Annotated in this window: 18 protein-coding genes; 12 read left to right on the top strand and 6 right to left on the bottom strand. The window is 63.9% G+C overall.

What is annotated here, in order from left to right; translation table 11 throughout:
* Positions 1-96: 96 nt before the first annotated feature.
* Positions 97-1,710, top strand: a complete 1,614-nt coding sequence (locus EPO50_RS15420) for a gamma-glutamyltransferase family protein (RefSeq protein ID WP_296345504.1) — start codon at positions 97-99, stop codon at positions 1,708-1,710.
* Between the two features lie 9 nt (positions 1,711-1,719).
* Here the strand turns inward: EPO50_RS15420 and EPO50_RS15415 are convergent, their stop codons facing one another.
* On the bottom strand, positions 1,720-3,312 hold the full coding sequence (locus EPO50_RS15415; RefSeq protein ID WP_296345502.1) for an ABC transporter substrate-binding protein: 1,593 nt from the start codon (positions 3,310-3,312) through the stop codon (positions 1,720-1,722).
* 145 nt (positions 3,313-3,457) lie between these two features.
* Here EPO50_RS15415 and EPO50_RS15410 point away from each other — a divergent pair, with 145 nt between their 5' ends.
* The 11 genes from EPO50_RS15410 to EPO50_RS15360 all read left to right on the top strand — a co-directional run bounded on the left by EPO50_RS15410 (position 3,458) and on the right by EPO50_RS15360 (position 15,059).
* The gene (locus EPO50_RS15410) at positions 3,458-5,053 is read left to right on the top strand and encodes an ABC transporter substrate-binding protein (RefSeq protein WP_296345500.1); all 1,596 of its coding nucleotides are present in this window, start codon (positions 3,458-3,460) and stop codon (positions 5,051-5,053) included.
* Positions 5,054-5,143: 90 nt separating this feature from the next.
* A complete protein-coding gene (locus tag EPO50_RS15405; protein WP_296345498.1) occupies positions 5,144-6,079 on the top strand; it encodes an ABC transporter permease in 936 nt (311 codons plus the stop codon).
* 83 nt (positions 6,080-6,162) lie between these two features.
* Positions 6,163-6,930 carry an ABC transporter permease gene (locus tag EPO50_RS15400; RefSeq protein WP_296345812.1) on the top strand — a complete coding sequence of 256 codons (768 nt, stop codon included), beginning with the start codon at positions 6,163-6,165 and terminating at the stop codon, positions 6,928-6,930.
* Complete coding sequence (locus tag EPO50_RS15395) at positions 6,927-7,904, top strand: ABC transporter ATP-binding protein (protein WP_296345496.1); 978 nt, start codon at positions 6,927-6,929, stop codon at positions 7,902-7,904. The genes EPO50_RS15400 and EPO50_RS15395 overlap by 4 nt, the downstream gene beginning before the upstream one ends.
* A complete protein-coding gene (locus EPO50_RS15390) occupies positions 7,897-8,874 on the top strand; it encodes an ABC transporter ATP-binding protein (RefSeq protein WP_296345493.1) in 978 nt (325 codons plus the stop codon). Before EPO50_RS15395 ends, EPO50_RS15390 begins: the two co-directional genes overlap by 8 nt.
* 15 nt (positions 8,875-8,889) lie before the next feature.
* Positions 8,890-10,104, top strand: a complete 1,215-nt coding sequence (locus EPO50_RS15385) for an adenylate/guanylate cyclase domain-containing protein (protein WP_296345491.1) — start codon at positions 8,890-8,892, stop codon at positions 10,102-10,104.
* Positions 10,105-10,172: 68 nt separating this feature from the next.
* The gene (locus EPO50_RS15380; protein ID WP_296345489.1) at positions 10,173-10,655 is read left to right on the top strand and encodes a Dps family protein; all 483 of its coding nucleotides are present in this window, start codon (positions 10,173-10,175) and stop codon (positions 10,653-10,655) included.
* A 130-nt stretch (positions 10,656-10,785) separates the two neighbouring features.
* On the top strand, positions 10,786-12,111 hold the full coding sequence (locus EPO50_RS15375; RefSeq protein ID WP_296345487.1) for an ABC transporter substrate-binding protein: 1,326 nt from the start codon (positions 10,786-10,788) through the stop codon (positions 12,109-12,111).
* Positions 12,112-12,165: 54 nt separating this feature from the next.
* Positions 12,166-13,092, top strand: coding sequence for a carbohydrate ABC transporter permease (locus tag EPO50_RS15370; RefSeq protein WP_296345485.1), 927 nt, complete (start codon positions 12,166-12,168; stop codon positions 13,090-13,092).
* A gap of 16 nt (positions 13,093-13,108) precedes the next feature.
* On the top strand, positions 13,109-13,960 hold the full coding sequence (locus EPO50_RS15365) for a carbohydrate ABC transporter permease (protein WP_296345484.1): 852 nt from the start codon (positions 13,109-13,111) through the stop codon (positions 13,958-13,960).
* Between the two features lie 4 nt (positions 13,961-13,964).
* Entirely contained in the window at positions 13,965-15,059 is a 1,095-nt protein-coding gene (locus EPO50_RS15360) for an ABC transporter ATP-binding protein (RefSeq protein WP_296345482.1), read from the top strand.
* Positions 15,060-15,081: 22 nt separating this feature from the next.
* On the opposite strand, the gene EPO50_RS15355 is transcribed toward EPO50_RS15360, so the two are convergent.
* From EPO50_RS15355 to deoA, 5 genes are read right to left on the bottom strand one after another with little or no spacing between them, the layout of a single operon-like run.
* Positions 15,082-15,780: a substrate-binding domain-containing protein gene (locus EPO50_RS15355; RefSeq protein ID WP_296345480.1), complete on the bottom strand. Its 699-nt coding sequence runs from the start codon at positions 15,778-15,780 to the stop codon at positions 15,082-15,084.
* Positions 15,781-15,795: 15 nt separating this feature from the next.
* On the bottom strand, positions 15,796-16,641 hold the full coding sequence (locus tag EPO50_RS15350; RefSeq protein WP_296345478.1) for a 5'-nucleotidase, lipoprotein e(P4) family: 846 nt from the start codon (positions 16,639-16,641) through the stop codon (positions 15,796-15,798).
* Entirely contained in the window at positions 16,638-17,612 is a 975-nt protein-coding gene (gene add / locus EPO50_RS15345; RefSeq protein ID WP_296345476.1) for an adenosine deaminase, read from the bottom strand. The genes EPO50_RS15350 and add overlap by 4 nt, the downstream gene beginning before the upstream one ends.
* The gene (locus EPO50_RS15340) at positions 17,609-18,421 is read right to left on the bottom strand and encodes a phytanoyl-CoA dioxygenase family protein (RefSeq protein ID WP_296345474.1); all 813 of its coding nucleotides are present in this window, start codon (positions 18,419-18,421) and stop codon (positions 17,609-17,611) included. Before EPO50_RS15340 ends, add begins: the two co-directional genes overlap by 4 nt.
* Positions 18,418-19,737: a thymidine phosphorylase gene (gene deoA, locus EPO50_RS15335; protein WP_296345472.1), complete on the bottom strand. Its 1,320-nt coding sequence runs from the start codon at positions 19,735-19,737 to the stop codon at positions 18,418-18,420. The genes EPO50_RS15340 and deoA overlap by 4 nt, the downstream gene beginning before the upstream one ends.
* Position 19,738: the final 1 nt, after the last annotated feature.

Below are 19,738 nucleotides of genomic sequence, written 5' to 3'. Positions count from 1 at the left end.
AAACAAGCGCAGGACAGAATACGCAATTCGCTCTGGTGACCGCGTTCCGAAATCGGCACGATCCATCCCTTGTGCTCAAGGGGGAGACACCGAGGGATGCTGCAACACGGCAAACGTCCGACAATCGCATCGCGGCACGGCATGGTGGCCGCGGCCCATCCGCTAGCCGCCGCCGCCGGAGCACGCATCCTGTCGAACGGCGGTAATGCCTTCGACGCTGCGGTCGCCACGGCAGCAGCGTTGAATGTCGTGGAACCCTACATGTCCGGACTGGCTGGTCGTGGCGTAGCGACCTGCTATATCGCCAAGGAGAAGCGGGTCCGCACGCTCGACTTTGTCGGACAGATCTCCAAGAACTTTCCGATCGACAAGCTCAGCGACCGCAGCCAGCTCCAGCGCGGCGCCGTGGCGGTTGGCGCACCGGGCAATCTCGCGGGCTGGTGCGAACTCAACAAGGCGCACGGCAAGAAGAAGCTGCCGGAATTGTTTGCGCCCGCGATCGCCATCGCGCGCGACGGCTTCCAGCTCATCGAGTTCAATCTCGAGGAAATCCAGGGCGTGGCCGGCGAGCTTGCGGGCTACAAGGCCCTGCATCCCGAGTGGTCGCGCGTTTACACCGCGGGCGCGGGCACGGTGAAGCCGGGCTTCGTGCTGAAGCAGCCCGACCTTGCCCGCACTCTGGAAGCACTGGCCACCGAAGGGCCCAGCCTCCTCTACGGCGGCGCGCTCGGCCAGAAGATCCTCGACCGGCTGACCGAACTCGGCGGCTGCATGGTCATGGACGACATCCTGTCGGCCAAGGCGACCTGGCGCGATCCGGTGGCGGTCACCTATCGCGGCCGCACCGTGCATGTGCCGCCACCGCCCTGCGAGGGATTCCAGTTCCTGCTGACCCTGCGCATCCTCGATGGCTTTGACCTCGCCAAGATGAAGCGCAACTCGACGGAGCATCTCGATACCGTGCTGCGCGCCATCCGCCTGGCCGCCGGCGTGCGCATCGCGACCGGTATTCCGGCGCCGCAGAAGCTCGCGGAAATTTTGTCTGACAGCCATGTCGAAAGCCTGCGTGCCCGTGTGCGCGACGGCAAACCAGTGATCGGACCGACCGAACAGTGGACGCCGACCAACGAACCCGTGTCGGCCGTCGACGAAAGCCACACGACGTCGTTCTCCGTGGCCGACAACGAGGGCAATCTCATCTGCCTGACGCAGAGCCTCGGCAGCGTCTTCGGCTCGGGCGTCGTGGTGCCCGGCACCGGCCTCTGCCTCAACAACTTCCTCTACTGGGCGGACGTCAACCCGGAGAGCCCCAACCGCGTGAAGCCTGGCGAACAGCTCCCGATGTGCATGGCGCCCTCGATCTCGATCAAGGACGGAAATCCCGTCCTGGCACTGGGCACGCCGGGCAGCTACGGCATCCTGCAGACCCAGGCGCAGGCGATGGTGCAGTACGTCGATTTCGGCCTGCCGCTGCAGCAAGCGATCGAAGCTCCACGCGGCCGCCTGACCGACGGCGCAGAAGTGCTGTTGGAATCGCGGCTGCCGGCCGACATACACGCCGACCTGCGCAAGCTCGGCCATAACGTCACGACCGGTCCGGACTGGACCATGAAGGTAGGCGGCATGCAGGGCGTGGCGGTCGATCCCGAGACCGGCATGTTCACGGGTGGCTGCGACCCGCGTCGCGACGGCTACTGCGTGCCGGCCTGACGAACACGCTCAGCGCGACGTCTTCTCCATGTTCCAGAAGACGGTCGCGGCGGGTGTGGCGAGAATGCCGTGGACCTTGGTGCTGTAGGCGCCAATGTTGAACCACTCACCCAGCGGGAAATACATTCCCGCCCTGACGGCAAGCGCCTGGATTTCAGAAGCGATCGCCTTGCGCTTGGCCGGATCCTGTTCACGCGCAAAGCGGTCGCGAAGCTCTTCCATCGTCTTGTCGCACGGCCAGCCGCCCGTGGCCTTGTCGCAAGCGGCATTCAGGAAGGCAGAGACCACGGGATCGACCACGTCGAGGGCGCCCCAGCTTGCCGTCACCAGGTTCCAGCCGCGCTGATCCGGTGGATCGCGACGCACGAAGCGGCTGATCTGCGTCTGCCAATCCATCGACTGCATGTCGACCTTGAAGCCCGCACGCTCGAGCTGGGCCTTCGCAACGGGCGCCAGCCTGGCGATGGCAGGAATATCCGTAGCGTGCAGCAACACGATGGGCTCGCCTTTGTAGCCGGCCTCGGCCAGCAGCTCCCTGGCCTTGGCGACATTGCCTTCCAGGCGTCCTTCCATCCCGGCATCGCCGGCGAGCGGCGTGCCGCAGACAAAGTAGGATTTGCAGACCCGATAGAAACGCGGATCGCCGATGGCCGCGACGACGAAGTCGGGCTGGTTCACGAGGTAGCCCAGCGCCTCACGCACCTTGGGATTGTCGAATGGCGGATGCAGCCAGTTGGGCCGCAGGCTGAACTGATTGGGAAGGGTGCTGCGCACGATGGCCAGCGACTTGTCGCCCTCGACCAGTGGCAGCAGATCGACCGAGATCAGCTCGACAGCATCGACCTCGCCCGCCTGCAAGGCACTCACGGCGGTCTGCGGATCGGCAATGGCGACCCATTCGACCCGGTCCAGCTTGGCGACCTTGCCGCCAGCGAAGTTGCTCGGCGGTTCCGGCCGCGGCTTGTAGGCTTCGTTCTTGACGTAGACGGTCTTCTCGCCGGGCTTCCACTCGTCGGCCTTGAACTTGAAAGGTCCGGAGCCAACCGACTCGGTGATCTGCTGAGTGCCGGGCGTCTTGGCGAGTCGCTCGGGCATCATGAAAGGCACGACGCCACCGGGCTTGGCCAGCGACTCCAGGACGAAGGCATAAGGCCCCGAGAGCGTGAGCCGGATCGTGCGGCCATCGACCGCCACGAGCTCCCGCATGTTGGCCAGTAGCTTCTGGCCCATCGTGTCGCGCGGCATCCAGCGCTGCAGCGAGGCCACGCAATCGGCTGCCGTCACTGGCGTGCCGTCATGCCAGGTGAGGCCTTCGCGCAAGGTGAAAGTATATTCCAAACCGTTCGGGCTGACCGTGTGGCGTTCCACCATCTGCGGACGGGGCTTGAGATCGGCGTCGACGCTGAACAGCGTGTCGTAGACGAGATAGCCGTGCGTGCGGCTGATCTGGATGGACGACCAGACCGGATCGACGATCTTGAGATCCGAGGACATGACGATCCTGAGCGTGCTCTCGGCCCGCCCCTCAGCCGGCAATGCTGCAGCGCCGAACGCGACAGCGCACAGCGCCGCCTTCACCCACTTTGTCGACCGCTCGATCACGCCTTGGCCTCTCCTTTGCAAGTCTCCGTTCTAGCATGGCTGGCCCGCGACTCGTGTCCCTAACGTGGATCGACGCGTTCGCCTCTTGCGACAGGGAGCGTGCAGTGTTCAGATCGCTCCAACGAGAACTGAAGGGATGGGAGATATGAAATCTTGGAGTTGGCTGGCAGGAGCGGCGCTGGCCGTCCTCGCGTTCGGAACCGCGGAGGCGCAGGAAACGCCGCGCAAAGGTGGCGTGCTTCGCATGACGGCGCCCTATGCCGCAAGTTTTGGCAGCCTCGATCCCCATGTGACGCCCCGCGCCCAGGACGACATCGTCAACAAGGCGATCCATCGCACGCTTTATAATTGGGACACCAAAGAGGGAAAGCTGGCCCTCGAACTGGCGAAGTCGGTATCCGTGTCGGCCGACGGCCTCACCTATACCTACAAGCTGCGCGACGACGCCTTCTTCCATAATGGCCGTAAGATGACGGCCGACGACATCATCTGGTCGTTTACCCGCATCATGGACGGCAGCAAGGGCTATCCCGCCGCCCGCTATGTCCGCGTGATCAAGGGCGCGGTCGATGTCGAGAAGGGTCAGGCCAAGGAAATCTCCGGCCTGAAGAAGATCGACGACTTCACCCTCGAAATGACGATCACAGATCGCGTCGACCCGGGTTACTATTTCTTCGCCGGTTCGACGGCCATCCTGCCCAAGGAAGAGGTCGAGAAGGGCAATTTTGCCTCCAATCCGGTCGGCCTCGGCCCCTTCAAGTTCAAGGAGCACATTCCGGGCTCGCGCGTTAGCACCGAGCGCTTCGACAAGTTCTACAAGGCCGGCAAGCCCTACCTCGACCGGGTCGACGTCATGATCATGGCCGAAGCCGCCGCGCGCGACGTCGCCTTCCGCAACAAGGAGATCGACACCTCGATCCTGGGGCCTGCGCAGTACGTCGCCTACCGCGCCGACCCGCAGCTCTCCAAGGGCATCCTCGAAGTAGCCGAGATGTTCACGCGCTCGATGCACATCAACCTGTCCTCGATCAAGCCGTTCCAGGACAAGCGCGTGCGTCAGGCGATCAACTACGCGATCGACTCCAACCTGATCATCTCGCGCCTGGTCAAGGACAAGGCCTACCGTGCGACAAGCTGGCTGCCGCCCTCGGCCGCCGCCTTCGACAAGACGATGAAGGCCTATCCGTTCGACCCCGAGAAGGCCAAGAAGCTGCTGGCCGAGGCGGGCTATCCCAACGGCTTCGAGTTCGAATGGACGACCAGCCAAAACGAGAGCTGGGGCCTGCCGATCGTCGAAGCGGTGATCCCGATGTTGGCCAAGGTCGGCATCAAGGCCAAGCCCAAGCTGGTCGAGGTCACAGTGCTGACCGAGCTGCTGATGAAGGGCGAGCACCAGTCGCTGATCGCTTCGAGCCTCACCGGCCCCGATTCGCTGGCGACGCTGCGCTGCTATTACTCCAAGACGCCGCGCACGGCTTGCAACTACACCGGCTTCAACAATCCGGAGTTCGACAAGCTGCTCGACGATGCCGCCCAGGAAGGCGACATGGCCAAGCGCGAAGAACTCCTGAAGAAGGCCAACAACCTGCTCTACGAAGAAGCCCCGGTGTGGTTCTTCAACTACAACAAGGCCGTGCTGGCCTATCAGCCGTGGGTGCACGGCCTGCAGGCCAACCCGACCGAGATCACGCATCAGTATCCTGAGGACATCTGGGTCGACGCGAAATCGCCCGCCAAGTAACAAGAAAGAAGTGAGGGTTTCCTCGCTCCGCTCGGGATGACAGCGCCGTTGTCATCCTGAGCGTCAGCGAGGGCCTTCAGAGTCTGTACAATGCTTCTTGTCCTCGGCCGCCGCCTCGCCAACGTCATCCCGACGCTGCTCGCCGTCATCGCCCTCGTCTTCCTGTTGTTCTCCGTCCTGCCCGGCAGCTTCATCTCCGGCATGAACGAGGACGGCCGCTCGACCATCGACCCCGCCGTGATGGAACGCATGCGCAAGGAGATGGGCCTCGACGACCCTCTGCTTGAGCGGTTTGGCAAGTACGTCGCCGCCACCGTCACCGGCGATCTCGGCACGTCTTTCCGGACACGCGAGCCCGTGACGAAGATGCTGAGCAATCGCATCTGGCCGTCGCTGAAGCTGGTCCTGGCCGCCATGACCTTCGCCATCGCGGTCGGTGTCACGCTCGGGTTCCTGGCCGCTCTCAAGCCCGGTAGCTGGATCGACACGGCCTCGATGGTGGGTGCCATTTCAGGCCTGTCGCTGTCGCAGTTCTGGTTCGGCCTGATGCTGATGTATCTGTTCGCGCTCAAGCTCCAATGGCTGCCGAGCTTCGGCTACGGCGATGGCGGATTGCGTCACCTTATCCTACCGGCGGTCGCACTGGGGGTTGGACCGATGGCCTTGCTGGCCCGCACGACACGTGCCGCGGTGCTCGATGTCCTCAACGCCGATTTCGTTCGCACCGCCCGGAGCAAGGGCATGAGCGAGCGCCGGGTCGTCGAGTGGCACGTGCTGCGCAACGCCCTCGTCCTGGTCATTACCATTGTCGGCCTGCAGTTCGGCTCGCTGATGGGCCAGGCCGTCGTCGTCGAAAAGCTGTTCGCCTGGCCAGGTGTCGGTTCGCTGATGGTCGACTCGGTGTTCCAGCGCGACATGCCGACGGTCCAAGGCTGCATCCTGATGATCGTGCTGTTCTTCCTCGCCATCAACACATTGGTCGACCTCGCCTACGTCGTGATCGATCCCCGGATCCGCTACCAATGAGCATTGCAATCAAGCGGCCGCGCCTCCGCCTAAAGGGCGGGACGTCTCTCTGGATCGGTGGCGGCCTGGTCGCCACGGCCATCATGGCGGCGGTCCTGGCGCCGTGGATCGCCCTCACCGACCCGGTGATGGACGCCAACCTGATGAACGCCGAGATTCCGCCCGGCCTCGAATATCCGTTCGGCACCGACGCACAGGGCCGCGATATCTACTCGCGCATCGTCTATGGCGCCCGCATCTCGCTGAGCGTCGGCATCATCAGCCAGATCTGCAACAGCCTGATCGGCGTCACCCTGGGACTCACGGCCGGCTACTGGGGCGGTTGGTGGGACGATCTGGTGAGCGGACTCACCAACCTGATGCTGGCGATCCCCTCGCTGGTCTTCGCGCTCGCCATCATGGCGATCCTCGGCCCCGGTCTGGTGAGCCTGGTGATCGCGCTCGGCCTCACGAGCTGGTCCTACTCCTGCCGCATCGCGCGCGCCCAGGTCCTGTCGCTGAAGAGCCAGGGCTATGTCCAGGCTGCACGCATCCTGGGCTATGGCGACCTGCGCATCATGTTTACGCAGATCCTGCCGAACATCCTGGGGCCACTGATCGTGATCGCCACGCTAGGCATGGGCGGCGCCATCCTGTCCGAGGCGGCGCTGTCGTTTCTCGGCCTCGGTATCCGCCCGCCCTTCCCGAGCTGGGGCAGCATGCTCTCCGAGGCACGCGACCAGATCACGACGGCGCCGTGGCTCTCGGTCTTCCCCGGACTCGCCATCTTCTTCACCGTTCTCGGCCTCAACCTGCTGGGCGATGGCCTGCGTGACATCCTCGATCCGCAGTCAACCACGAGGCGGGCATGACCGTCCCTCTTCTCAAGGTCGACAATCTGCGCATCGCCCTCGCCGGCGACGGCGCGACCTACAATGCCGTAGAAAACGTGTCGTTCGAGATCGGCCGCGGCGAGGCCTTCGGCCTGGTGGGCGAATCGGGCTGCGGCAAGAGCATCACAGCATTGGCCGTCATGGGCCTGCTGCGCCGGCCCTTGTCCCTGGGTGGCGGCCGCATCGCCCTCGACGGCGAGGAGATCCAGGATGCCTCGCCCGCCGAGATGCGCCGGCTGCGCGGCAAGCGCATTGCGATGATCTTCCAGGAACCGATGACGGCACTCAATCCGCTGTCGCCGGTTGGAAAGCAGATCGCCGAGATGTTCGTGCTGCACGAAGGCATGGGCTGGAACGAGGCAATGGACCGCGCCGAGGAGGCGCTGCGGCAGGTTCGCGTGCCGTCGCCCGAACGGCGAATTAAAGACTATCCCCACCAGCTCTCAGGCGGCATGCGTCAGCGGGTGATGATTGCTATTGCCCTGGCCTGCGGCCCCGACCTGCTGGTCGCCGACGAACCGACAACGGCGCTCGATGTCACGGTGCAGGCGGAGATCATCGACCTGATGGCCGAGCTATGTGCTGCCAAGGGCACTGCGATCCTGATGATCAGTCACGATCTCGGCCTGGTCGCCAACATGTGCAAGCGGGTGGCCGTGATGTACGCCGGCCGTATTGTCGAGAGCCAGGCGGCAGAGGCCATTTTCGCCACGCCGAGCCATCCTTACACGCGAGGCCTAGTCGATTCGCTGCCGCGATTGGGCGAACGCTCCAAGCGCGGACGCCAGCGGCTGCGTGAAATTTCGGGTGTCGTGCCCTCGATCGCAGCCTATCCGGCGGGTTGCCGGTTCAACCCGCGCTGCCCTTCCGTGACCGACGTTTGCCGCGAAATGGTGCCCGAGGCGACGCCGCTGCCGGCCGAAGGTCTTGTCAGGTGCCATCACCATGGCTGAGCCACTACTTTCCCTCGATGACCTCGCTGTCCATTTCAAGATCGGCAACATGTTGGGCGGCGGCATCAAGACTCTGAAGGCCGTGGACGGCGTCACCCTGGACGTAAAGCCCGGCGAGTGCCTGGGGCTGGTCGGCGAATCGGGCTGCGGCAAGTCGACCCTGGCGCTTGCGATTATGGGCCTGCTGCCGCCGACGCGCGGCACCATCGGCGTCGATGGCCAGGAGATCTCCGGCAACAAGGCGCCGGACCGCATGAAAATGGCCCGCACGGTGCAGATGGTCTTCCAGGACCCCTACGCCTCGCTCAATCCACGCCAGACGGTGCGTCGCACCTTGGCCGATCCGTTGCGCCTGCATGGCGTTACCGACAAGGCCGAAGTCGAAGCGCGCGTCGCCGACATGATGGCGAGGGTCGGCCTCCGGCCCGAGCAGGCCGATCGCTATCCGCATGAGTTCTCGGGCGGCCAGCGTCAGCGCATCGGCATCGCCCGTGCGTTGATCCTGAAGCCCAAGCTCGTGCTCTGCGACGAACCGGTCTCGGCACTCGACGTGTCGATCCGCGCGCAGATCATCAATCTGCTGCTCGAGCTTAAGGACGAGTTGGGGCTGTCCTACATCATGATCAGCCACGATCTCGGCGTGGTCGAACATGTCAGCGACCGCGTGGCGGTGATGTATCTCGGCCGCATCGTCGAGCAGGGCGGCTGGCAGGAAATCTTCGAGAATCCGCGCCATCCCTATACGCGTGCCTTGATCGCTGCGATCCCCGACCCCTTCCACCGCGCCGCCATCAGCGCCAAGGCCAAGGCGCGCGGCGAGATCGCCAGCGCGCTCAACCCACCGCCAGGTTGTCACTTCCACCCGCGTTGCCCGCTCAAGGCTGACATCTGCGTGTCACAGGATCCCGTCCTCGCCGCTGTTGCCGAGGGGCATCGCGCGGCTTGCCATTTCAGGGATCGCGTGAGTTGATGGGGCGATAGCCCCATGAAAGCCTCAGACGTCGACCGCATCACCAACTGGATCGTCCGCCGCGGCCTGGAGGGTGCGCAGGAATCCGATCTGCTGCGCGAGTTCTGCGAGAAGTGTAACGCGGCAGACCTTCCGGTTGCGCGGGCGCTGGTCGTCATCGACACGCTGCATCCGGTGCACGAAGGCACCGTCTTCCGCTGGCGCAATGACGATATCGAGGAGAAAGCGGCCACCACCTACGGCCGCACGACCGAAGGCGCGGCCGCAGACTCCTGGCACCGCAGTCCTTTTTATCACCTGCTGCAGACCGGCGGCGAGGAACTGCGTCGCCGCATCGGCTTCGGCGAGCCTGCCGACTTTTCCATCATCGAGGAGATGAAGGAGCTGGGCCACACGGACTACATCGTCTTCGTGTATCGCTTTGCGACCAACGCTACGATCGGCGAGATGGATTGCGTCTATTCGGGCTGGTCGACACGCAACCCCGGCGGTTTCAGCGACGTGTGCATTGCCGCGCTTCGTCAGCTCGTGCCCGTCCTGGGGCTCGCCATCAAGAGTGCGGCGCTCGCAAACGTCGCGCACACGCTGGTCGAGACCTATCTCGGTCGCGACGCCGGCAGGCGGGTACTGGGGGGCCGTACCCAACGCGGCGTCGCCGACCGCATCGAGGCCGCGCTCTGGTTCTCCGACCTGCGCGGTTACACGACCATCACCGACACCGCACCGCCCGGTGAGATCATTCCGCTGCTGAACGACTATGCCGAGGCGGTCATTACCGCGATCCACGAAGCGGGTGGTGACGTGCTGAAGCTGATCGGCGACGGCACGCTGGCGCTGTTCCGTGCCGACGACCCGGCGGAGGCGTGCCGGCGCGCGCTGCTGGCTGAAGAGAATCTCCGGGTGCGTATCAAGGAGCTGAACGAGAAGCGCCTGGCCGAAGAAAGACCCGTGACCTCTGTCTATCTCGGCCTGCACGTCGGCGAGGTATTCTACGGCAATGTCGGCAGCTTCGACCGCCTCGACTTCACGGTGGTGGGCCCCGCCGTCAACGAGACCAGCCGCATCGCCTCGATGTGCCGCTCCGTCGACCGGCCCGTGCTGGTTTCCTCGGCCTTCGCGACCTCCTTGTCAGCACGCGAGCGGGCTGGACTCGTTTCAGTCGGTCGCTTCGCGTTACGCGGCGTCGGCCGTGCGCAGGAACTCTTCACCCTCGATCCGGAATTGATCTAGCCGTTCATATAGTTGTCCCTACCACTGGGCCTGATACTTTCCAGACCAGACAACATCTGGAGCAGCCCATGGCAAAGACGCCCGCAATTTCGATCGGCATCAAGGAAGCAGACCGCAAGAAGATCGCCGAAGGGCTGAGCCATCTGCTGGCCGACACCTACACGCTCTATCTCACGACGCACAATTTCCATTGGAACGTGACCGGGCCGATGTTCACGTCGCTCCACACCATGTTCATGACGCAGTACACCGAGCTCTGGAACGCCGTCGATCCGATCGCCGAGCGCATCCGGTCCCTGGGCTATCCGGCGCCGGGTTCGTACGGCCAGTTCGGCAAGCTGAGCTCGCTCGCCGACGCGCCTGCCAAGCCGCCGAAGGCGCTCGACATGGTGCGCATCCTGGTGGACGGCCACGAGGCCGTGGCGCGCACGGCCCGCGGGGTCTTCCCGGTGGCCGACAAGGCCAGCGACGAGCCGACCGCCGACCTGCTGACCCAGCGCCTGACGGTGCACGAACAGTCGGCGTGGATGCTGCGCTCGCTGCTGGAGTAGAAACCGCAGAGCGAATCCAACTCTCGCTGGTAAAAATTCCGTATCCCGGCTTGCGTCACCTCCTCCCAGGTGCCTACGATGACGGCAACAACGAAGCCGTCCAACGAGGCGGCAGTCCTGGGAGGACAACATGGCCAAGACCAAGCGTCGTAGCGTGCTTAAGCTTGCCGGCGGCACGGCCGCCGTGTCGTTGGGCGGCCTGGCGGGAATTCTTGCCACTGGCCGCACTCCCGCGTACGCGCAGCAGAAGACGGTCCACTGGCTGAAGTGGGTCGACTTCGTCCCGGCCACCGACCAGCTCTTCCGCAAGGAAATGATGCCGGAAGCCGAGAAAGCGCTGGGCATCAAGGTCAACCTGGAGACGGTGAACGGCAACGACCTGCAACCGCGCGTGACGGCAGGCATCCAGTCCGGCGCCGGGCCGGACCTGATCATGTCCTTCAACAACCAGACCTATCTCTATGCCAACAGCGTCGTCGATCTCACCGAGATCGCCGAGGCGGTCGCCAAGCGAGAGGGCGGTCTGTTTCCCTACGCCCGTTCGATCTGCAGCGACGGCAAGATGTTCATGGGTATGCCCTGGGCAGTGATCGGCGGCATGATCGCCTATCGCAAGTCGTGGCTCGAAGAGGCGGGCTACACTAAGTTCCCCGACACGTGGGAAACCTATCGCGAAGCCGCCAAGAAGCTGAAGGCCAAGGGACGGCCGATGGGCCAGACGCTCGGCCACACGTTCGGCGACGCGCCGGGCTTCACCTACCCCTACATGTGGTCGTGGGGCGGCAAGGAAGTCGAGGCCGACGGCAAGACCGTCGTCATCAACTCCAAGGGCACGATCGACTCGGTCAAGTTCATGCAAGGCCTATGGAAGGACGGCATGGATGAAGGCGGCCTTGCCTGGGACGACACCAACAACAATCGCGCGTTCCTGTCGCAGACCATCTCCGCGACTCTGAACGGCGCCTCGATCTACATCGAAACCTTGCGCAAGCCCGACCAGTACAAGACTGAGAAGGGCATGCCGATGAACAAGGACATCCTGCACGCGCCCCTGCCCAAGGGTCCGGCGGGCCAGTTCGGCTTCCATCTGCTGCAGTCGAACATGCTGATGAAGTACTCGAAGAACCAGGATGCGGCGAAGGAGTTCCTGAAGTGGCTCCACACCGAAGCCAACTATGCGAAGTTCTTCAATTCGCAGAAGGGCTTCGCCACGCCGTGCACGGTGAAGTGGGAGTCCGACAAGCTGTGGGATGAAGATCCCGTGATGACGCCCTACAAGGTCGCGGCCCGTCTCGGCCAGGCTCCGGGCTTCAGCGGACCACCCAATGCCAAGGCGGCGGAGGGCCTGTCGAAGTACATTATCACCGACATGTACGCCAAGGCCGTGCAGGGCATGCCGGCCGAGGACGCCGTGAAATGGGCTGAAGCCGAACTCAAGAAGATCTACTCGGCGTGACGCCCGCAGCGAGGTTCGAAACGACGTTCGCGTAGTCCAACCGGTGAGTGGATCATGGCGGTGACCGCAGTTTCGGGCTCGGTAGCCCGACCAATCCCGCGACTGCGGCGCATGGAGGATGAGCGCTGGCTCGCCTTCGCGCTGCTCGTGCCGACAGCCGTGCTGCTCGGCTTGTTCATCGCCTATCCCTTCGTCGAGGGCGTGCTGTTGTCGCTCAACAGCACGCGTGTCGGCATCAAGGGCGAGTTCGTCGGTCTCAAGAACTTCGACAAGGTCTGGAACGACAGCATCTTCCGGACGTCGGTCTGGAACACCTTCTGGTACACGGGCGTCACGACCGTGTTCAAGCTGGCGCTGGGCCTGTGGCTGGCGATTCTGCTCAACCGCCACTTTAGGGGTAAAGCGCTGGTCCGCGCCTTCATCCTGCTGCCCTTCATCATTCCCACGGTGCTGTCGACCTTCGCCTGGAAATGGATGTTCGACCCCACCTTCAGCGTCATCAACTGGACGCTGTTCCAACTCGGCTTCATCACCCAGCGCATCAACTGGCTGGGCGATCCCGATCTCGCGATGACCTCGATCATCATCGTCAATGTCTGGCGCGGCGTGCCGTTCTTCGCGATCAGCCTGCTGGCCGGCCTGCAGACGATCAGTCCCGAACTACAGGAAGCTGCCGCCATCGACGGCGCCCGGCCCTGGCAACGCTTCTGGCACGTCACCTGGCCCTTGCTGCTGCCCGTCACAATGGTGGTGGTGCTGTTCTCGGTGATCCAGACCTTCGCCGACTTCCAGCTCGTCTATGTGATGACCGGCGGCGGCCCGGCCAATGCCACCCATCTCTTCGCCACCTATGCCTACCAGCTCGGCATCGGCACCGGTCTGCTCTCGGAGGGGGCGGCGGTGTCGCTCGCCATGTTCCCCTTCCTGTTCCTGATCGTGGTGGTGCAGCTCCTCTACATCCGTCGCGTTGAAACCCGATGAGCTGGGAGACCCGGTGATGATCGAAGGTGCAGCCTGGCGTAAGTGGGTCTTCTACAACATCCCGCTCATTCTCTTCGTGTTCGTCCTGCTCTTCCCCTTCTACTGGATGATCATCACGACTTTCCGGCCGGACGGCGAGCTCTACCGGCCGTGGAATGCAGCGAACTACCAGCCGTTCTGGACCAACAATCCGACGCTGGATCATATCCTCTACCTGTTCGAGGAGACGTCGTTCGGGCGCTGGATGCTGAACACGATGTTCATCGCCGCGGTATCGACGGTGATTTCGCTCTTCTGTGGTGTGCTCGCGGGCTACGCACTGGCCCGCCTCAACTTTCCCTTCGCCGGTGGCCTCGGCACGGTGATCTTCGTCACCTACCTGGTGCCGCAGACGCTGCTCTTCATCCCGCTGGCCGAGATCATCCGCAACTTCCGGCTCGGCGACACGCCCTGGTCGCTGATCCTCACCTACCCGACCTTCCTGATCCCGTTCTGTACCTGGCTGATGATGGGCTACTTCAAGGCCATCCCGAAGGAACTCGAGGAATGTGCCCGCATCGATGGCGCGTCGCGCTGGAAGGCGATGATCTACATCATCCTGCCGGTGGCGGTGCCGGGCATCCTGTCCGCCGGCATCTTCGCCTTCACCCTCTCCTGGAACGAGTTCATCTACGCCCTCGTCTTCCTGTCCTCACCTGACCAGAAGACCGTGCCGGTCGGCGTCACATCGGAGTTGATCCGCGGCGACGTCTTCTTCTGGGGGCCGCTGATGGCCGGTGCGCTGCTGGGCTCGATCCCGGTGGCGATCGTCTACTCCTTCTTCGTCGAACACTACGTTTCGGGCCTCACCGGCTCGGTCAAGGGTTGAAGCCATGGCACTGGTCAGCATCCGTAGCGTCAACAAGGTCTATGACGGCAATGTCCATGCCGTGAAGGACGTCAGCCTCGAGGTCCGCGACAAGGAGTTCATGGTCTTTGTCGGCCCGTCGGGCTGCGGCAAGACGACGACGCTTCGCATGGTCGCCGGCCTCGAATCGATCACGTCGGGCGACATCCTGATCGGCGACACCGTGGTGAACAACTTGCCGCCGATGGATCGCGACATCGCAATGGTGTTCCAGAACTACGCGCTTTATCCGCATATGAGCGTGTTCCACAACATGGCCTTCGGCCTGAAGATGCGGAAGTTCGAGAAGCCCGAGATCGACAAGCGCGTGCGCAACGCCGCCGCCATCCTCGGCATCGAGACCTTACTCGACCGCAAGCCGCGCCAGCTCTCGGGCGGCCAACGCCAGCGAGTGGCGCTGGGCCGCGCCATCGTGCGTCATCCGCAGGTCTTCCTGTTCGACGAGCCGCTTTCCAACCTGGACGCCAAGCTGCGCGTGCAGATGCGCGTCGAACTCAAGAAGCTGCATGAGCGGCTGGGCACCACAGCGATCTACGTCACCCACGACCAGGTCGAGGCGATGACGCTCGGCGACCGCGTGGTCGTCATGAAGGACGGCATCGTGCAGCAGGTCGGTGAACCGCTCGAACTCTACAATACGCCGGCCAACAAATTCGTGGCGGGCTTCATCGGGTCACCGGCGATGAACTTTGCCGATGTCACTCTCGCCGAGAGCGACGGCAAGCTATGGGCCGAGGCCCAGGGCCTCAGGATAGGCATACCCGGGGAGATCGCCCGCCGCGCCAACGGCCGCAATGGCGCCCATGCCACTTTGGGCATCCGGCCCGAGGACATCCATCTTGCGGGACCGACCGATCCCACCGACCTCTGCTTCGATGCCGAAGTCGAGGTGATCGAACAGCTCGGCTCGGAGATCGTGCTCGATACGAGAGTCGGCAATTCGGCCTTCGTGGCGAGCGTCGATCCGACCCTGCGCTTGAAAGTGCACGACCGGCTGAAGCTCGCGATGAACCCCGCGCGCCTTCACCTGTTCGATGCAGGCTCCGAGGCCGCGATCTAGAGCACGGGATGTCGGCTCGATCTCACGCAGGATCGAGCCCCTTGGCGCGGAAGACCTCCGTTGCCGAACCGGTATGCAAAAAGTCGATCAACGCTTTCGCACTCCCAACCTGCGAGCTTGAGGCTTCGACGCCGGCAACAAAGACCGTAACCATGTGCAGGTCGCCTGGCAGCGTTCCCAGGATCTCAATGCCGGGAACTTGTAACAGTTCGGGCTTCTGCTGGACGGCGAGATCGGCGTCGCCGGTCAGCAGGAAATCGCCGCTGAGCCCGGCCGGCGGCGGGAATTTGGTCTTGGCATTGACCTCGTCGGCGATACCCAAGCGCTCCAACAGTTTCGCGAAGTAGATGCCGCTGGCGCCACCGGCGGCCGGATCGGTGTAGGAGATCGCACGGGCAGCGAGTAGCGTCCGCTTCAGCGCCTCGGGCGTTGAGATGTCTGGCCGGGCCGCACCTGCCTTGATCGCAATGGCCGTAGCTGAACTCGCCAGCGTGACCTCGGAGCCGGCCAGCACCCGCCCCTCGCGGGTCATGGTGTCGATGCCCGCGCGATTGAGGATCAGCACATCCGCCGTTTCGCCGCCCTGTAACCGCTTCACCAGGACAGGGGCGGTATTCCACTCGATGCACAGGCGAAGATCGTTCTGCGCCTCGAATTGCGGCGCGAGCACTTCAAGGACGCTCTGCATAGCGATCGTGCTGAAGATCTTGAGTTCTTGCATCCCGCGGCCTTGCGACTACTTCGCGGGCCCAGCCCAACTCTCGAGCACGTCCCGCTTGGCCTTGCGCTGGTCTTCACGCGACTTCTTGAAGTCGTGGCCATAGGGCGCAGTGTCGAACGAACCATAGGTCGGATTGGCGAGCATCAGCCATTGCTTGCCCCAGTAGGCCATGTCGGCTTCGTAGGCCTTGAGACGGTCGGCTTCGCTGCTGCGGTAACGGTCGTCGAAGTCGCCGAAATTGTCGCCGATATTCAGCAACACGCGATAGTCCTTCGTCACCACGGCGCGGCGCGTGCTCTTGGCGCCGCCCCAGCCCGGCTTCTCGTTCTGCATCAGGAACGTGTCGACATTGCCGCCCAGCGGGAAGCCGAGCTTCTGCATATTCTCGCGCGTATCCTTCTCGGTCTCCGCAGCGCGATTGGTGATGTAGAAGATCTTCACGCCCTTGGAGTCGGCATACTTCACGAACTCCAGCGCTCCCGGAATCGCGGTCGAAATTTGCGCGGCGCAGAATTCGTTCCAGGTTTTGGTGCTGAATGTCTGGTCGCTCTTCATCATCCAGACTTGGTATTTCGAATTGTCGAGCAGTGTCTCGTCGATATCCAGGATGACCGCCGGTGGCAGCGCCTGATAGTCGCCGACTTGCTCCGCCGGCGCCGCCGTCCAGCTCTTGTCGGCCAGCGCTTCGTCGAGGCGGATGCGCGCCAAGGCAAAAACCGTCAATGCGTTGGCCTTGTATTCGACGGACCGCTGCGTCCAGAGCACCGCCAGCAGCAGGTCGCTGGCGTCCTGGGCGCGTGCAGCAGCACCGGACAAGGCAATCAGGACGGCGACGAGCGCCAGGCTCGTTCTTGCGATCATGGCGTCACCTTCTCCAGCAATCGGCGCTTGGTATCGGCATCGAGGAAGGACGCCTCGATCGTCCGGCGTGCGATGCGACGCAACTCTTTCTCGCTGAGTCCGGCCATGTCGTACTCCGTGCCGAGCGTGGTGTGAAAGAACGGCGGATCGTCGGAGTTCAGCGTGACTGGAACACCGGCGTCGATCAACCGGTGCAGCGGATGCGCCTCCCGATCGGCGTAAAGACCCAACGCCACGTTGCTGCCGGGACAGACTTCGAGGACGATGCCGCGCCGTGCCAGCTCCTCCATCAGGGCCGGATCCTCGGCCGAACGCACACCATGGCCAATGCGCGTCACAGGCAGATCGCGGATCGCCGCCCAGACGCTCTCCGGCCCGACGACCTCGCCGGCATGGACGGTGCAGCCATAGCCCTTCTCGTGAACCAGGCGATAGGCCGGCGCGAAGTCGATCGGGCTGAACCGCGCCTCGTCGCCTCCCATGCCGAAGCCGACAACATAGGGATGCGGCTCGGCGACCATCGCCTTCGCCATGGCGAAGGCGCGATCCGGCCCCAGGTGACGAATGCAGATGATGATGATGCGGCCGACGATGCCGAACTCGCGACCGGCCCGATCGATACCGTCGGTGAGTGCGGCGAGCCAGGCGGTATAGGAAATGCCAAGCGCCGCCGGTCGCTCCGGCGAGCAGAACATCTCGACATAGACCGCGCCGTCGCGAGCCGCCGAAGCGAGGTACGAATAGATGACGTCACCGAAGTCGCGGGGGGTCTTGAGCACTGTGCAGACGCGATCGTAGGAATCGAGAAAGCTTAGAAAGTCTTTCCAGGCGTAGTGGCCCTTCGCATCGAACAGCTTGGCCGGCAGCGAAAGCCCGTTGCGCTCGGCCAGTTCACGCGCCAGGACCGGCGGGATCGACCCTTCGAGATGGCAGTGAATTTCGGCCTTGGGAATCTGAATCTTGGGAGTCACGTGAAGCCTCGAAGCGGCAACCCAGGCCGTTGCAGCCAGTTGTCGGACAGATAATCGGCACGAGCATCGATCAGGTGCAAGGCATAGGCGTGGCGTTGCCGTGGCGAACGGTTAGGGGCGCTGGCATGCGGCAGGAGCCCGTGCAGCACGACCAGCGTGCCGCGTTTTGCTTCCAGGGCTACGGGCTCGATGTCAGGCCACGATGTCGTATCGAGTACCTCGGTTACCATCTCGTTCCCGACTTGCCGGAAACGCTGCCGCAGCGGACCGCGATGAGCGCCCGGCAAGGCCATCAGGCAGCCATTGTCCCGATCGGCATCGTCGAGGGCGAGCCAGAAGCCGGTGACGGTCGATGGCCGCGTATGGAGGTAGGTCGCATCCTGGTGCCAGCCGACCTCGGCGCCGATCCGCGGCTGCTTGAAGAGGTACATCGACTGCAACAGCAGCGGCCGCTCGAAACCCAGGGTATTGGCCAAGGCAGCGAATTGCGGTCGGCGGGAGATACGGTCGAACATCGGATCGAGATCATGCAGAGCATGGCCGATCTTGTTCAGAGCCAGCGATACGGGCTGGTCGGTCGCTCCCTCCTCGAAGAAGAAATGGATCGCCTGGCCGGACTCCTGGAAGTAGCGGTCTCGTGCATGCCCCTGGTCGCGCGCCGAGAAGACGGTCCGCACGGGCCCTGGATCGAATCCTGCCACCAACTCTGCCGCTCGCACCTGCAAAGCATCGCAATCTGTCTGGGGGATGAAATCCTCGAGCACGAGAAACCCGTCCCGCGCATAGGCGTCGAGATCGACCGCCGTCACGCCACTCGCTCCATCAGGACGGGCTTGGGCGCAGGTGCAACCTCCCCAATCCGGATCGCCCGGCGCACTTCGGTGATCGCTTGCTCGGCCGCTGCGTCGGTCGCGGCGTGGACAATACAAAGCGGACTGCCCGCCCGGACGTGCGTTCCGACGTCGACCACCTCGGTGAGACCGACCGAAGGATCGATAGCATCGTCGGCATGCGTGCGGCCACCTCCCAGGTTCACGACCGCAATGCCGACATCGCGGGCATTCATGCCGGTGACATAGCCCGTATGCTCGGCCGAACAGGAGCGGATGACCGGCGCCGGCGACAGGTATCGACCGGGATGCTCGAGGAAATCGGTCGGGCCACCCAGCGCCGCGACCATCCGGCCAAACGTCTCAGCTGCTCGACCGTCGGCGAGGGCTGCTTCCGCGTGGGCCCGGCCAGCCGCCGCATCGGGCGCCAGCTTGCCGAGCACCAGCATCTCGCCCGCCAGGGCCATCGTCACCTCGTGCAGTCGCGGCTCACGCGTGCCTTCGCCTGTGAGATAGGCGACCGTTTCGGCAACTTCGAGCGCGTTGCCGACATCGCGGCCCAGTACGCGGTCCATATCGGTGATCAGTGCCACCGTCGGCAAGCCGGCCTGGTTGGCCACCGCGACGAGGCTTTCGGCGAGGTCGCGCGCCATCTCTTCGGTGTCACAGAAAGCGCCGGAACCGCACTTCACGTCCATCACCAGCCCGTCGAGACCTTCGGCGATCTTCTTCGACAGAATCGAACTCACCAGCAGAGGGATCGACTCGACGCTGCCCGTCACATCGCGCGTCGCATAAAGCCGCCGGTCGGCGGGCGCCAGATCGTCTGTCTGGCCGATCACGCCACAGCCGACCTCGCGCACGACCCTGCGGAAGGTGGCGATGTCGGGTTGCACGTCGTAACCCGAGATCGAAGCGAGCTTGTCCAGGGTGCCGCCGGTATGACCGAGGCCGCGGCCGGAGATCATGGGCACGAAGGCGCCGCACGCCGCCACGATCGGCGCCAGCATCAGGCTCACCTTGTCGCCGACACCGCCACTCGAATGTTTGTCCAGCACGGGCCCCGGCAGATCGAGATCCGCCCAGTCCAGCATGAGACCAGACCGTGCCAGGCCCAAGGTGAGCGCGACCCGTTCGGGCGTCGTCATGCCGCGAAAGAAAACGGTCATCGCAAAGGCCGCGACCTGGCCTTCGCTCAGATTGCCATCGTGGATTCCACGCACGATGAAGCCGATTTCCTCGGCCGAGAGTTCGTGGCCGTCGCGCTTACGACGAATGATCTCCTGCGGCAGCATG

It is taken from the genome of Reyranella sp., from assembly GCF_004297405.1.
GTDB lineage: Bacteria > Pseudomonadota > Alphaproteobacteria > Reyranellales > Reyranellaceae > Reyranella.
Note: the sequence above shows the minus strand (reverse complement) of the source record. Positions and strands in the feature narration are given on the sequence as shown.